Annotated in this window: 13 protein-coding genes and 1 other RNA gene; 7 read left to right on the forward strand and 7 right to left on the reverse strand. The window is 64.5% G+C overall.

Features of this window, described 5'->3' with window-relative positions; translation table 11 throughout:
• The 6 genes from dnaX to CGS25_RS07380 all read right to left on the reverse strand — a co-directional run.
• Window positions 1-1,277 (reverse strand): DNA polymerase III subunit gamma/tau (gene dnaX / locus CGS25_RS07355; protein ID WP_101675067.1); only part of this gene is annotated, 1,277 nt, incomplete at its 3' end.
• 114 nt (window positions 1,278-1,391) lie between these two features.
• An RNA gene (ffs, locus tag CGS25_RS07360) (signal recognition particle sRNA small type) lies at window positions 1,392-1,488 on the reverse strand.
• A 98-nt stretch (window positions 1,489-1,586) separates the two neighbouring features.
• The gene (locus CGS25_RS07365) at window positions 1,587-2,105 is read right to left on the reverse strand and encodes a hypothetical protein (RefSeq protein ID WP_089032581.1); all 519 of its coding nucleotides are present in this window, start codon (window positions 2,103-2,105) and stop codon (window positions 1,587-1,589) included.
• A gap of 267 nt (window positions 2,106-2,372) precedes the next feature.
• Entirely contained in the window at window positions 2,373-2,813 is a 441-nt protein-coding gene (locus tag CGS25_RS07370) for an Hsp20 family protein (protein WP_089032582.1), read from the reverse strand.
• Between the two features lie 153 nt (window positions 2,814-2,966).
• Window positions 2,967-3,563 (reverse strand): 2OG-Fe(II) oxygenase, encoded by a 597-nt coding sequence (locus CGS25_RS07375; protein WP_232802306.1) that lies wholly within the window; start codon window positions 3,561-3,563, stop codon window positions 2,967-2,969.
• 116 nt (window positions 3,564-3,679) lie between these two features.
• The gene (locus CGS25_RS07380; protein ID WP_089032583.1) at window positions 3,680-4,150 is read right to left on the reverse strand and encodes a YbjN domain-containing protein; all 471 of its coding nucleotides are present in this window, start codon (window positions 4,148-4,150) and stop codon (window positions 3,680-3,682) included.
• Between the two features lie 160 nt (window positions 4,151-4,310).
• Here CGS25_RS07380 and CGS25_RS07385 point away from each other — a divergent pair, with 160 nt between their 5' ends.
• From CGS25_RS07385 to CGS25_RS07415, 7 genes are all read left to right on the forward strand, one after another.
• The gene (locus CGS25_RS07385; protein ID WP_089032584.1) at window positions 4,311-4,985 is read left to right on the forward strand and encodes a hypothetical protein; all 675 of its coding nucleotides are present in this window, start codon (window positions 4,311-4,313) and stop codon (window positions 4,983-4,985) included.
• A 335-nt stretch (window positions 4,986-5,320) separates the two neighbouring features.
• A complete protein-coding gene (locus tag CGS25_RS07390) occupies window positions 5,321-5,869 on the forward strand; it encodes a PadR family transcriptional regulator (protein WP_089032585.1) in 549 nt (182 codons plus the stop codon).
• Window positions 5,866-6,681, forward strand: coding sequence for a DUF1853 family protein (locus tag CGS25_RS07395; protein WP_101675068.1), 816 nt, complete (start codon window positions 5,866-5,868; stop codon window positions 6,679-6,681). The genes CGS25_RS07390 and CGS25_RS07395 overlap by 4 nt, the downstream gene beginning before the upstream one ends.
• Before the next feature lie 32 nt (window positions 6,682-6,713).
• Window positions 6,714-7,754: a DUF2804 domain-containing protein gene (locus CGS25_RS07400; protein ID WP_101675069.1), complete on the forward strand. Its 1,041-nt coding sequence runs from the start codon at window positions 6,714-6,716 to the stop codon at window positions 7,752-7,754.
• Window positions 7,748-8,290 carry a DUF4282 domain-containing protein gene (locus CGS25_RS07405; protein WP_101675070.1) on the forward strand — a complete coding sequence of 181 codons (543 nt, stop codon included), beginning with the start codon at window positions 7,748-7,750 and terminating at the stop codon, window positions 8,288-8,290. The genes CGS25_RS07400 and CGS25_RS07405 overlap by 7 nt, the downstream gene beginning before the upstream one ends.
• A 75-nt stretch (window positions 8,291-8,365) precedes the next feature.
• On the forward strand, window positions 8,366-9,817 hold the full coding sequence (locus CGS25_RS07410) for a protein adenylyltransferase SelO (RefSeq protein WP_101675071.1): 1,452 nt from the start codon (window positions 8,366-8,368) through the stop codon (window positions 9,815-9,817).
• A 62-nt stretch (window positions 9,818-9,879) separates the two neighbouring features.
• Complete coding sequence (locus CGS25_RS07415; RefSeq protein ID WP_101675072.1) at window positions 9,880-10,794, forward strand: pirin family protein; 915 nt, start codon at window positions 9,880-9,882, stop codon at window positions 10,792-10,794.
• A gap of 64 nt (window positions 10,795-10,858) precedes the next feature.
• On the opposite strand, the gene CGS25_RS07420 is transcribed toward CGS25_RS07415, so the two are convergent.
• Complete coding sequence (locus tag CGS25_RS07420) at window positions 10,859-13,012, reverse strand: acetyl-CoA hydrolase/transferase C-terminal domain-containing protein (protein ID WP_232802307.1); 2,154 nt, start codon at window positions 13,010-13,012, stop codon at window positions 10,859-10,861.
• Window positions 13,013-13,027: the final 15 nt, after the last annotated feature.

Here is a 13,027-nt window from a genome sequence, read left to right on the forward strand (position 1 = left end):
GGGTCCGGCCGGGCGGGCGGCGCGGGCGCCACCGGGCGAGCCGGTTCGGCGGGCGGCGCGGAATCGCTTAGCCCGGCGGCGCTGGAGGCCGCGCGTCCCGTATCGAGCAGCGCACGCAGGTTATTGGAGTCCGCCACCGGCGCCGCCGCCGCCGGTGTGGCCCGTTCAGGCTTTTTTGCCGGGGCGCGGGCCTCCCCGCCCGGCAACACGCCGCGGGGAGAGAACACCACCATGCGCAACAGAATCATCTCCAGCGCCGCGCGGGCGTCGGGGGCGTCCTGAAGGTCGCGGCGGCCACGCAGAGCGACATCGTAATAGAGCTGGATCTGTTCGGCGGCAAAGGCGCCGGCCAGTTCCGTCATGCGCGCTTCCGCGCCTTCGCCCAGCACCTGGGTAATGACCAGTTCATGCAGCGCCGCCACCAACTCATCGAGCAGCGCCTGCTCGTCCGGGGCGTGCTCGGCCACCGTGGCCAGCGCCTTCAGCACCGGCGCCGCTTCACCACCTGCCAGGGCGGTCAGCAAGGTCAGCACGTGGGCCCGGTCGACGGTGCCGAGCATGGCACTGACCGCCTGCTCGGTAAGCTGCTCGCCACCAAAGGCAATGGCCTGGTCGGTGAGGCTCAAGGCGTCGCGCATGGAACCTTGAGCGGCGCGCCCCAGCGACAGCAACGCCGGCGCCTCGAAGCGGATCATTTCGCGCTCCAGCAGCACTTGCAGATGCCCGGCGATCTGCTCGGCGGGCAGGGCCTTGAGGCTGAATTGCAGGCAACGGGAGAGCACCGTGACCGGTAACTTTTGCGGATCGGTGGTGGCGAGCAGGAACTTCACGTGCGGCGGCGGCTCTTCCAGCGTTTTCAGCAACGCATTGAACGAGTGCGCCGAGAGCATGTGCACCTCATCGATCAGGTACACCTTGTAGCGCCCCCGCGTGGGCGCGTATTGCACGTTTTCCAGCAGCTCGCGGGTGTCCTCCACCTTGGTGCGGCTGGCGGCATCCACTTCGATCAGATCCACGAAGCGACCTTCGCCGATTTCCTTACAGGTAGCGCACACGCCGCACGGGCGGCTGCTGACGCCCTCTTCGCAGTTCAGGCAACGGGACAAAATACGCGCGATGGTGGTCTTGCCAACCCCGCGGGTGCCGGTGAACAGATAGGCGTGGTGAAGGCGGTCCTGATCGAGCGCGTGCATCAACGCCCGGGACACGTGTTCCTGGCCCACCAGTTCATCGAAGGTGCGCGGTCGATACTTGCGGGCAAGAACCTGATAACTCATCGCTTTCCAGCCAAATATAGGGACGTCAGGGAAAGCCGTATGCTAGCGAATTCGAGGCGGTTAAGACAGCGCGGAGGGAGGGGCTGAGCACGGCGGCGGAAGGATTGGAGGCCTTCCCGCCAGCCACACCCCGGCACACGAGTCCACTGCTACCGTTGCTCCCTTCCGGGCCTGGCGGAGTTCACAGTTTGTCATTGCGGGGGGACCGGCAGGTCGGCCATTACGCGCCAATCAGCGAGCGCGCATTGTGGCCAAAGCCGTTTGCCAATGCAAGCCATGGCGAACACTTGATCGGCTTCTTGGCGGCACTCAATCGAACGGGCTGTAGTGATCCTCGCGGCCCACTTGGCGGACTTCGCGGTGCTCGCGATTCATCATCTCGTCGATGCGCCGGGCCTGGCGGTCGTCGTCCGCGTCCACCATCACCAGATACTGCCCCTTCTCCACCTCCGCCCAGAATGGGCGCAAATGATGATTGCGCGATGATATGCCGAAGATCCCGCCCATCCAGGCACCGAGGCACAGGCAAAAGGCGGTGGTCACCACCACCACGCTGAGATCGAGCTGCCAGCCCCAGGGATCAAGCCCGGCCAGGGCGAAGCCGAGCACCACCCCGGTCAGGGCACCGAACAGCGCGCCCAGAAACCCGGTGTGCATGATGTCGGTGTCTTCCAACAGGGTGCTGGCGCGCAGGCGGGCGCGCGCCAAAGGCCCCGCGTCCCGGCCGCTGACGTGCACGCGGGCACCGCCAACCCCGGCGCGATCCAGATCCTGGCTGATGCCCTGCACGCTGTCGATGGAATCCGTCAGGTAGTAAAAGCGCTTCATAAAGCCTCTCCTTACCCATCGGGCGGCTGTCCGGAGAGCCACGTGTCGGCGCCCACCGCTGTGCCCGCTGCGCCCGTTACCGCGAGCCCTGCATTGATTTTGCGCCGCTTGGCGCGGGAAGGAAGGAAAAGCACTAGACCGCTTTGCTCTATGGCGGGGATGCTGATAACCGGCGGGAATGAGCGGCCTCTTGCAGGCCTCGGGGAAAAACAGGCAAACGTTGCAGGCGGCCCCTCTCCCGCGTGGGGAGAGGGGCTTTTATCGCGGTTATTGGTCGTTCAGGGTGCGCTCGCCGTTGATCGGCACCTGGCGCGGCTTGTGCGACTCGGGAACCACCCGGGTCAAGGTGACCACCAGCAATCCGTCGTTGAGGCTGGCGTCTTCCACGCGTACGTGCTCGGCCAACCGGAAGGTGCGCTCAAAGGCGCGCCGGGCGATGCCGCGGTGCAGCCAGTGGCGGCTTTCCGAAGGCGTCTGCTCCGCCGGCTTACCGGTGATCCGCAACACGTTTTCCTGCACCGTGATGGTCAGGTCTTCACGGCGGAAACCGGCCACGGCCATCACCACCTGGTAGCTGCCCTCGCCTTCACGCACGATGTCATAGGGCGGATAGCCGTTGGACTGATCGGAGCGCAGCGCTGTCTCCAGCCACTCGTCGAAACGGTCAAAACCCACGGTATGTCGAAACAGGGGTGCCAAAGTATTCATCACATAACCTCCAAAACGTCTCACGGGATCCCCGCAGGCGATCGCGCGAACTCATAGATGGGTGACGTGACTCTCCGGCCGGATTGGGTCACGGAGAATAAATAGGGTCATGCCGAGAATTTTCAAGGGCAGCGAACCGAAGCACTGAAACCGCTATCTGGGCGGGTCGAGCCGTTCGGCGGTGGTGGTATTGCAGCGGAACCAGCCGGCGATGCTGATCCGCTGGCGGTGCGCTTCCAGCACCTCATGGGGAATGCGGTCGCTGAGAAAGCACACCAGGGTGCCGGCGCTGGGCATCACCTCGGTGGCCGGGTGCAGGGCGTTGTTGTCCGGCCAGATGCGCAGCCGCCCGCCTTCCTCGGCCTGCCAGCGATCATTGAGATAAAGCACCACCGACAACACCCGCCCGTTGTTGCCGTTGAAGGCATCCAGGTGGCGGCGGTAATAGGCGCCCGGGTCGTAAAGAGCGAAATGCGCTTCCAGATCGAACAGCCCCAGAAACAAGGCCCGGTTGACCGCCAGCCGCAGTTGCTCCAGCTCTTCCAGCAGGCGGCATTGCGCCAGGGTGGAGCCGTCCAGCCAGCGGGTGCGGTCGCGGCGTACGCGGCGATTGTGCTGGTGGTCCTGGCGGCGGCCAATGCCGGCGACCTGGAATTCATCGCGCCGGTCGCGCAGCAACGCCTCACGGCGCAAGGCGCGAATCAAATGCGGGGGGAAATAGCCGGGCGCCACCGCGAAGTGGCGGGCCACCAGATCCTCGATCAGCCGCTGGCAGCGGTCGCCGCCGGCGCCATCGAACGAGTCAGCTCGGTTTTCCAGGGCCGTATCCTCAGCTCGCCCTTCTCCAGGGCCTATCGGGGAGTCCGCTAGTGCAGAGGCCCGGGTTCGGTCACCGGGGTCTCTTCGTCGGGCCAGAACAACCAATCGGCCTGTTGGCAATCGTCCAGCAACTGCACGGTGCCGTCCACCGTCGCCTGCACGAAGTAGATAAACTGGTCGAACGTGACGCCACAACGGCCAAGCAACAGGTCGCAAGCGACCAGACGTGGCATCGAGTCGTCGTTCACGTCCAGGAACAGTTTCAGCGACGGAAACTCCATGTTCAGACGCGACAACTCCGCCTGCACCGCGAACAGCGCGGCCGGGCGCACTTCCAGTTCAGTGGAGAGCAACAGGCCGTCTTCTTCCACGAACAGGCGCGCATCGACCACCCCTTCCCGGCTTTGCAACTCCGAGAGGTGCAGGCCGTGGCACTGGTCGCAAATATAATGTTGGATGTTGGCCTGTTCCAACCAGCGCGTTACTTGCTCCGCGTCCGGCGTGACAACCGTCAGCATCGGTTCACTCCTCTGTTCGGGGGCGCATCATCCGGCATTCGCTGGCCAAAGGAAAGAGCGCGCCGGCATTTCCGGTCCCGGCGGGCCAAAATCCACGCCGTCTCCGTGCGCCCGTCGCCGGGCGTTATGATACCCCTTCGACCCAGAGCGAGAGGCAGCAATGACAACGACCTATGTGGCGTTCCGTTCCAGCGACGCCCTGCACCGGATGACCGACGGCTTTATTCAGCGCATGCAAGCAGGCGCCAGCGAGCCGGAGCCGAAGCAGGTGGAGAAGATCATGACCACCTTTATCGAAGAGGCTCTGAACGCCTTCTTTCTCGAGCCCGCCTCGTTTTCCGGCCTGAGTGGCACACAGATGCGCCTGATTCGCATCGCCACGGACACCATCAACAAAGCCACCGCGCTGGTGATCGGACGCAGCGCCCGCAAAATGGATTTGCAACAGAACCAGGCCGCCGCCGCCTATATGGACGAGATCCGCATCGCCGCCCCGGACCACAGCTTCTGGTATGTCGCCTTTCCGATCAGCGAGGCGCTCGCCGAGCAGGGCCGCCGGGTAACCGCGACCCACCAGGCCGGCGATGCCGACACCGCCCGCCGTGAGTTGGTGGCGTACCTGCGCGGCGTCACCGATCAGGCTTTGCTCTGGTATTTCGACAAGCCCGTCGAGCTGCTGCGCTTTGGCCCGATTCTGCGCAAGGTCGCTGCGGTTGGCGTGGACACCACCCGCCGCGCCAGCTACGGCGTGATCAACAAGATCATCCCCAATCTCGCCGACGAACAGTTTCTGCAATCCGCCGAGTACTATCGCGGCATGCAATTGACACGCTGAAAGAACGCGCCAGGCGGTCCGCGCAGCGAGCCGCCTTAACCGTAAAATCTTTTTAACCTTCACGCGGCCACGCAAATTCCACGGCAAAATGTTCAGTTGAGTCGACGCGTCTGATCGACACGGAGAAACGCAAACCCGATCACATTTTTTTGTCGTTGTTATCTTTTTGACACAGTCGGTGACACGATTTCACTACAAAACATTACCAGGGTACCGGCGACTCCACGAACGACACTAAGTTTTTACAAAAGTGCTTATACAACGGATTGCGCAGCGCTTAGAGCGCTCTCTACTATCAAACCAGCACTATCATAATCATTAACGAGGAGTCAGCCGTGTCACTGCGCCACGCCATTCTTGTCCTTCTTCAAGACCAGGAAGCCAGCGGCTATGACCTCGCCAGAGAGTTTGCCAACAGCATCGGCCTGGTCTGGAATGCCACGCACCAGCAAATCTATCTGGAACTGGGGAAACTTAACGATCAGCGCATGGTGAATTTCCGTCATGTGCCACAAGAGGGGAAACCGGATAAGAAGCTCTACAGTATTACCGAGGAAGGCCGCCAGGAATTGATTCGCTGGCTGCGCAAGCCCGCCGGGCCGGCGCGCATTCGTGACGCCTTCATGGTGAAAGTGGCCGGCGGAGAACTGGCCGACACTCAAACCTTGATCAATGAACTCGAACTGCTGGCCAAACAACGAAGAGAACGGCTTGCCACGTTCGAGGCACTGGCGAAAAAACTGGATGAACAGGGCCGCGAGCAAAACCTGTTCAGCTACCTGACCGTGCGCCGGGGCATCCTCGATCAACGGGCCTGGCTGCAGTGGGCGGAGGAAGTGCGGCAATCGCTGCACACCGACCTGGCTAACGCCTCCGCCACATGAGCGATCCGGCCGCGCTGGCCGGAGAGTTGCGGTGGCTGCTGGAGGCGCCCGCGCTGTTGAACACACCCGCCGGGGTGGACGACGGCGGGCCATGGCTGGCTCTGGCAAGCGCCGCGCAGCCCGGCCTGATCGAGACGGCGGCGCGGGCGCTGGCACGGCAACCTCGCCCACGCCGCCTCGGCGTGCATTTTGAAAATCTGGTCGCGGCGCTGATCGAACACAGCGAACGTTTCGAGCTGGTGGCCCGCAACCTGCCCTTGCGCAACGGCGGCCAGACACTGGGCGAGCTGGACATGCTGGTGCGCGACCGTGCCAGCGGCGAGCTGGCGCACTGGGAACTGGCGCTCAAATTCTACCTGGGCCTGGCCGATCACGGCGCCTGGCCCGGCCCCAACCCCGCCGACCAACTGGCCGACAAAGCACGTCACCTTCAGCGATATCAGTTAAAGCGCACCCACGAGCCGCTGATCGCCACGCAACTGGCCGGCGCCGGTTATCACGTGCGGCGCCGCGTTCTGCTCACCCGTGGACGGCTGTTTTATCCCGCGCACACCGCCCTCCTCAGCCCGCCCCAGGCTTACGCGGATCATCAACGTGGGCTTTGGTGGCGTAGCGCGCCGCGGCCCGCGCGCTTGATCCCCCATGACCTCTGGCACTGCCCGGAAAGCTTGTCCGACAACCAGACGCCCGAGCTTGCCGCTGCCGCCCTCGCCGACTATGTTGAGCAGCAACACAGACCGATGATGATCGTCACCGAGCAACGGCGTATCGGCTTCCTGGTGCCTTCGCACTGGCCCGGCAGCCGCACCTGATAATTCCAATAACACGCCGGCCAGGAGAAACCATGCATTTCGACCCACCGCCGGAGACCGTGATTGGCGCCGATGGCCGCCCACGCCTGGGCCTGTTCACGGACACCCTGGCGCGCATCAATGGCCGTGATCACGATTACCACACGCCCATGGGGCGGCCCGCCTCACGGTTTGCCCGGCATTTCCACTATAAGCAGTTCCAGTATTTCGGCGTGCTCAGCGACTCGTTGCTGATCGGTTGCGCGCTGGCGGACACCGCCTACCTGGGCATCGCGTTTTTCTATCTTTACGACACCGCCAGCGGCGAGCTCAGCGAATACACCTGGCGCTCGCCCCTGGCCCGGGCGCTGACCCTGAGCGACTCACCCACCCAGGGCGAGAGCCGGTTTCAGCAACGCAACGTGTCGATCCACATGGGCTACCGGGCCACGCCCGACGGCCAGCGGGAAAAAAGCCTGGCCGTGGCGTTACCCGGGCTGGATCTGCAGGCCAGCCTGATCGAGCCGCCCGGGTATGCGCCGATGTCGATTTGCACACGCACCGGCATTAATGGCTGGACCTACGCCAATAAAGTGGCCGGCGTGCCGGTCGCCGGGGTGTTGCGCCGCCACGGTCGCGAACAGGATCTGTCGCGGCTGCAGCGGGCCGGCGCCCACCATGATTTCTCGGCGGGCTACATGCGCCGCGAGACGTTCTGGAACTGGGCCTGCCTGTCCGGTCAGATCGAAGGGCGGCGCCTGGGCGTGAATCTGTCCTGTGGCGTCAACGAAACCAGCGTCACGGAAAACTGCCTGTGGCTGGACGACCAACTGATCAAGGTGGAGGGCGTGGATTTCGACTATCACCCGCGAGACCTGGACCAACCCTGGCGGCTGCGCAGCCACTGCGGCCAGATCGATCTCACCTTCACCCCCCGCGGACGCCACCGGGAACGTCTTAACGCCGGTCTGTTCGCCAGCAATTTCCAACAACTTTTCGGCCACTTCGAAGGGCACATCCGCCCTCATCACCAGGCCGCCATCGCCGTGCGCGATTTGCACGGCTTCGTCGAGGAGCAGTACGCGAAATGGTAGACGATACCCCCAACGATCCGGCCACCCGCACCCCGCCCACTGAATCGGAGCCACCGCCGGCCGCCGGCGAGGCGGTCAACGAAAAGCTGCGTCGGCTGGCTTTCTGGAGCCTTCAGTATTGGCGTGAGCTGTTCAGCTTCAAGTTCGATAAATACATGATCATCCAGGTAATCCCCGGCGTTTACGGGGTCGCCCTGGTGGGCATCGCCCTGGGCCTGCTGTATTTGTGCGTGGACGCCTTCACCGTGTCCACCTGGCGCGGCCTGTTTTTCCTGTTCATCGGCGGCCCGATCGGCTTTCTGGTGCTGGCCTCGACACTGCGTGCCCTGCTTGAGTTCTATATGGTGGTGTTCAAGATCTCCCAGCACGTGGACGAGCTCGCCGGCCTGCGCGACACCGTGGATCGCCTCTCCGGCATCAGCGACTCGGTGGACGAGATGGTGTCGGTAACCCGTCGCATTCCGTTCTGGAAGGCCCTGAGCGGCGGCAAGCCGAATCGCGGCGCGGACCGATCCACCGACCGGGACGGTCCTTAAGCATTGCCTCGTCGGGCGCTGGCGATAGCCGCCCGCGCCCTTGTGAAACGCGCCTCTCACCCCGACTACTGCGACATGAGCCGACTCCAATTCGATAACCGTTTCCGCACCCTGCCCGCCTCGCTGTGGAGCGACGTCTCCCCGCAGCCGCTGGCCAACCCGCGTCTGATCGTGCGCAGCGACGACGCCTTGCAACTGCTCGACGACACACCCAGCGCCTGGAGCGATCAGGACCTGCTGGAGGCTTTCAGCGGCGCCACACTGATGCCGGGCATGGCGCCCATCGCGCAGAAGTACACCGGCCACCAGTTCGGCGCCTACAATCCGGAGCTGGGTGACGGCCGCGGCCTGTTGCTGGGCGAGGTGGTCAACCCGCGCGGCCAACACTGGGACCTGCACCTTAAGGGCGCCGGGCGCACGCCGTACTCCCGTTTCGGCGATGGCCGGGCGGTGCTGCGTTCCTGCATTCGCGAATTTCTCGCCAGCGAAGCGCTGCATCATCTGGACATCGCCACCACCCGCGCGGTGGCGGTGATCGGTTCGGACACGCCGGTGCAGCGCGAGACCGAAGAGCGCGGCGCCATGCTGCTGCGGCTGGCGCGCAGCCACGTGCGCTTTGGCCACTTCGAATACCTGTTTCACAGTGATCAGCAGGCGGCCATGGACGCCCTGCTCGAACAGGTGCTGGCGCTGCATTTCCCCGATCTGGCCAACGATAAAGACCGGCACTTTCTGCTGTTCCAGGAAATCACCCGGCGTACCGCCATCACCGTGGCGCGCTGGCAGGCGGTCGGCTTTGCTCACGGGGTGATGAACACCGACAACATGAGCATTCTTGGCGACACCTTCGATTACGGCCCCTACGCCTTCATGGACGGCTTCGACCCGGGCTTTATCTGCAACCACACCGACGCCGGCGGGCGCTATGCGTTCAATCGCCAGCCCCAGGTGGCGCTGTGGAACCTCAGCTGCCTGGCCCTGGCGCTGTCCAACCGCATCGACCGGGAGCGCCTGAAAGCGGTGCTGGACGGCTACGGCGACATTCTGCACGGCGAATATCTGGGGCTTTTGCGGCAAAAACTCGGGCTGTTCGACACCCAGGCCGACGACGAAGGGCTGATCAACGATCTGCTCACCCTGATGGCCGGCCAACGTGCTGATTACACCCGCACCTTCCGCGCCCTGTGCCAGCTCGACAGCGCCAGCGGCGACACCCCGGCGGAAGACGAATTTTCGGATCGCGACGGTTTCCGCCGCTGGGCCCGCCGTTACGCCGCCCGCCTGCGCGACGAGCCCCTCAACGACGCTCAGCGCGGCGAACGCCTGCGCCTGCGCAACCCCCGCTACATTCTGCGCGGCTACCTGGCCCAGCAGGCCATTGAAGCCGCCGAGGCCGGCGACAACGCGCCCCTGCACACTCTTTTCGCGGTGCTCAGACGGCCGTTCGACGAGCAGCCCGAGCATGCCCGCTACGCCGACCTGCCGCCGGACTGGGCCCAGGGGCTGGCGCTGAGTTGCTCAAGCTGAATCGCGGCGCCGGGTGTATGCTGTCCCTTCACGGCGCCCTCGCGCCGACAGGGAGAGTTTGAATGGAATTGATCAAACCGGTGACCCGGGACATTGGCTTTCCGGTACGTCGCCTGTTGCCGGCGGCCGGCCGGCAGCGGGTCGGCCCCTTTATCTTTTTCGATCACATGGGCCCGCACCGCTTCCCCGAAGGCAGCCACGACGGCGACGTGCGTCCGCATCCGCACATCGGCCTGGCCACCGTAACCTACCTGTTCTCCGGCGCGATGATGCACCGCGACAGCCTGGGCACGGTTCAGCGCATCGAGCCCGGCGAGATCAACCTGATGAGCGCCGGGCGCGGCATCGTTCATTCCGAGCGAATGCCAGAGGATGTGCGCGCCAGCGGGGTGCCGGTGGAAGGCATTCAGACCTGGCTGGCGCTGCCGGAAGCGTTCGAGGACGACGAGCCGGCCTTCAGCCATCACCCCATCGACACCCTGCCGGTCTATCAAGACCGTGGCGTGCGCGCCCGGGTGCTGCTCGGCGAGGCGTTCGAGCTGCGCTCACCGGTGGTCACCGATTCCCCGGCCCTGTACCTGGACATCGAACTGGAAGCCGGCGCCTCGCTGCCGCTGCCGCCCAGTGTTCTGGAGCGTGCCATCTATGTGGTCAGTGGTGAACCGCGCGCCAGCGACGAACCGTTACCCACCCACCATGTGATGGTGCTGGAAAGCGGCCGCAGCTGGTTGCTGGAGGCCCTCGACCGGCCAGCACGGCTGATGCTGTTCGGCGGCGAGCCACTGCCCGGACGCCGCCACATCCACTGGAATTTCGTGTCGTCCCACCCGGAGCGCATCGAACGCGCCCGCGAGGACTGGCGCCACCAACGTTTCGCAGCGGTGCCCGACGAGCACGAATGGATTCCCCTGCCGGAAGATCAGGGCCGCGAGCCGCTGGCCCCCACCGGCGGCGAACGCATCGAAGAAGACAACTGAGGCGTTGTGCCCGCGCCCCGTTTTTTTGTAGGAGAGGCCGGGCTGCTTTTGGGCGCAGGCGGCGCTAGCGGGTCTCGTCCAGCGCCGCCACCAGCAACCGCTGGTAGAGGTGCTCGCGCAGGCCCTGCGGGTCGGCCAGGCCCATGCGCTCCAGTTCCGCCGCGTAATCGCGGGCGTGATGATCCTGAAACAGCGCCCGGCGTCCCAGCGCCAGATATTCTTTTTGGGAAACCCGCTCCTTGAGCCAGGTCAGCGCCTTCATCAGGCGCTGTTCGCGCGCATCGAAGTCGGTGCCCAACGGGAAGGTGGTGAACGCCTCGCGATCTCCGGCTTGCGCGACCTGCCGCAGAAACTCCGGGTTGTTGTGGCGGAAGCGTTCGGGGATCACATAGTCCTTGCGCAGCTTGCCCGCCGCCTGGGCCTGCTCCATCAACTCCGCCTGAAAGCGACTGTCGGCCACGTTCAACATCGCCATCACCACTTCTTCGTCGGTCTTGCCACGCAGATCGGCCACCCCGTATTCGGTCACCACCATGTCGCGCAGGTGCCGGGGGATGGTGTTGTGGGGATAGGAAAACACCACGTTGGAATGGGCCTCGCCACCGCGCTCGCGCCAGGCCCGGGTCATCAGGATCGAGCGCCCACCGGGCAATTCGTGGGCCTGGCTGACAAAGTTGTATTGCCCGCCCACACCACTGAGCACGCGGCCATCGTCGAGCTGATCGGACACCGCCGCGCCCAGCAGCGTGACCGTGAACGCGGTGTTGATAAAGCGCGCGTCGCGCCGCTGCAAGAGGCGCAGGTCCTCGCCGCCGTACAGATCGTTGATAAAGTTGACGCGGGTCATGTTGATCGCCGCCCGGGACTCGTCATCCAGGTCACGCAGCCGCTGATAGAACGACTCCGGCCCCAGGAAGAAGCCGCCGTGCATCACGATCCCGCCGCTCAACGAAGCACCGAACACCGACTTCATTGCTTCCCGGGTAGCGCTGTCGTCCAGATCGTTGGCCACGCGCACGTCGTGGGGCAACAGCAACTCATCACCAGATAACGCCAGCCGCGCATCAACGATGCCGTAATCGACCAACCGCTCGAGCTGCTTGTCGGTGAGCGGCGAGCCCAGTTCACCGGCCTCGCGCAGAGCGTCCAGCAACGGCCAGCCCGGCGTCAGGTCCGGCTGTTCCAGCACCCGAGCCTGCAGCGCCGGCCAATCGTATACGCGGCGGCGGATAATGCCCTCGTCGATCAGTTTCAAAAGACCGTGGGTCATCATCTCACTGCAGCCATACAGGCCCTGGCCGAACGGTGCCTCGCCGCCCTCCGCCTGGATCAGGCGCTGGTGTTCAACGGGCAGATCCAGCGCGGCGATCACCTTGCGGTAATCCTCGGGCTGTTGGTCGCGGCGAATCGTGTGGTGCACCAGCGCATCGCCCAGCGCGCCAATGCCAATCTGCAGGGTGCCGCCGTCACGCACCAGGCTGCTGGCGTGCAGGCCCACGAAATGATCCTGCAACACCACCGGCATATTCGGGGTGCCGAACAGGCGCGTCTGCGCCTCGGGGTCATCGATCAGAATGTCCATCTCGGCGAGCCAGCCACCCAGGCGCGCGTCGTTTTCCATAAACGGCAGCTGATGGTGAATCTGCCCCACCGCGACAATGGTTTCACCGGCGTCCCGACGCGCCTTTAACAGCGGCAGCAATTCCAGGGTCACTTCCGGGTTACAGGCAAAGCTGTATTGCCGCTCGCCGTCGCGCTCCCGGGTGGCCAGCATCTGCGCCACCACGTTCACGCCACGGGCATTGATGTCGCGGGCGGCATGGGTGTAATTCACGCTGATGTAGTGGCGCTGCGCGCTGGTGCTGTTGAGCATGGAACCGGGCTGAAAAAAGAATTCGAACACGCGAATGTTGGCGGGCAAGGCATCCCGTTTGGACGGCTTCAGGTAGGCCAGTTCCTCGTAGTCCGCGAACACGCGCTCGGCGAACGGTTCCAGAAAGCGCCGTTCCAGATCGCTGCCGGCGCCGGGCTTGCCCAGCGACAGCGCGGTATAGATATCCAGCGTAATGTCGGGATTTTCCTCGGCGCGCCGATAAAGCGCATTGACGAACCGGTTGGGCTTACCCAGCCCCAAGGGCAACCCCAGGCGGATCTCGCCACCGGTGAGTTCAATCACTTTATCCGCCGCCGCCAGGGCGCTGTCCATGTTCTCGGGCACGCTGATCTCCCTGTG

This window comes from Alloalcanivorax mobilis, assembly GCF_002864685.1.
Taxonomy (GTDB): domain Bacteria; phylum Pseudomonadota; class Gammaproteobacteria; order Pseudomonadales; family Alcanivoracaceae; genus Alloalcanivorax; species Alloalcanivorax mobilis.

Excerpts from the sequence above, each read along its gene's own strand:
- CGS25_RS07400 (WP_101675069.1), top strand. The coding sequence starts at position 6,714 with ATGCATTTCGACCCACCGCCGGAGACCGTGATTGGCGCCGATGGCCGC.
- CGS25_RS07380 (WP_089032583.1), bottom strand. The coding sequence starts at position 4,150 with ATGCTGACGGTTGTCACGCCGGACGCGGAGCAAGTAACGCGCTGGTTG.
- CGS25_RS07370 (WP_089032582.1), bottom strand. The coding sequence starts at position 2,813 with ATGAATACTTTGGCACCCCTGTTTCGACATACCGTGGGTTTTGACCGT.
- CGS25_RS07365 (WP_089032581.1), bottom strand. The coding sequence starts at position 2,105 with ATGAAGCGCTTTTACTACCTGACGGATTCCATCGACAGCGTGCAGGGC.
- CGS25_RS07410 (WP_101675071.1), top strand. The coding sequence starts at position 8,366 with ATGAGCCGACTCCAATTCGATAACCGTTTCCGCACCCTGCCCGCCTCG.
- CGS25_RS07405 (WP_101675070.1), top strand. The coding sequence starts at position 7,748 with ATGGTAGACGATACCCCCAACGATCCGGCCACCCGCACCCCGCCCACT.
- CGS25_RS07385 (WP_089032584.1), top strand. The coding sequence starts at position 4,311 with ATGACAACGACCTATGTGGCGTTCCGTTCCAGCGACGCCCTGCACCGG.
- CGS25_RS07415 (WP_101675072.1), top strand. The coding sequence starts at position 9,880 with ATGGAATTGATCAAACCGGTGACCCGGGACATTGGCTTTCCGGTACGT.
- CGS25_RS07395 (WP_101675068.1), top strand. The coding sequence starts at position 5,866 with ATGAGCGATCCGGCCGCGCTGGCCGGAGAGTTGCGGTGGCTGCTGGAG.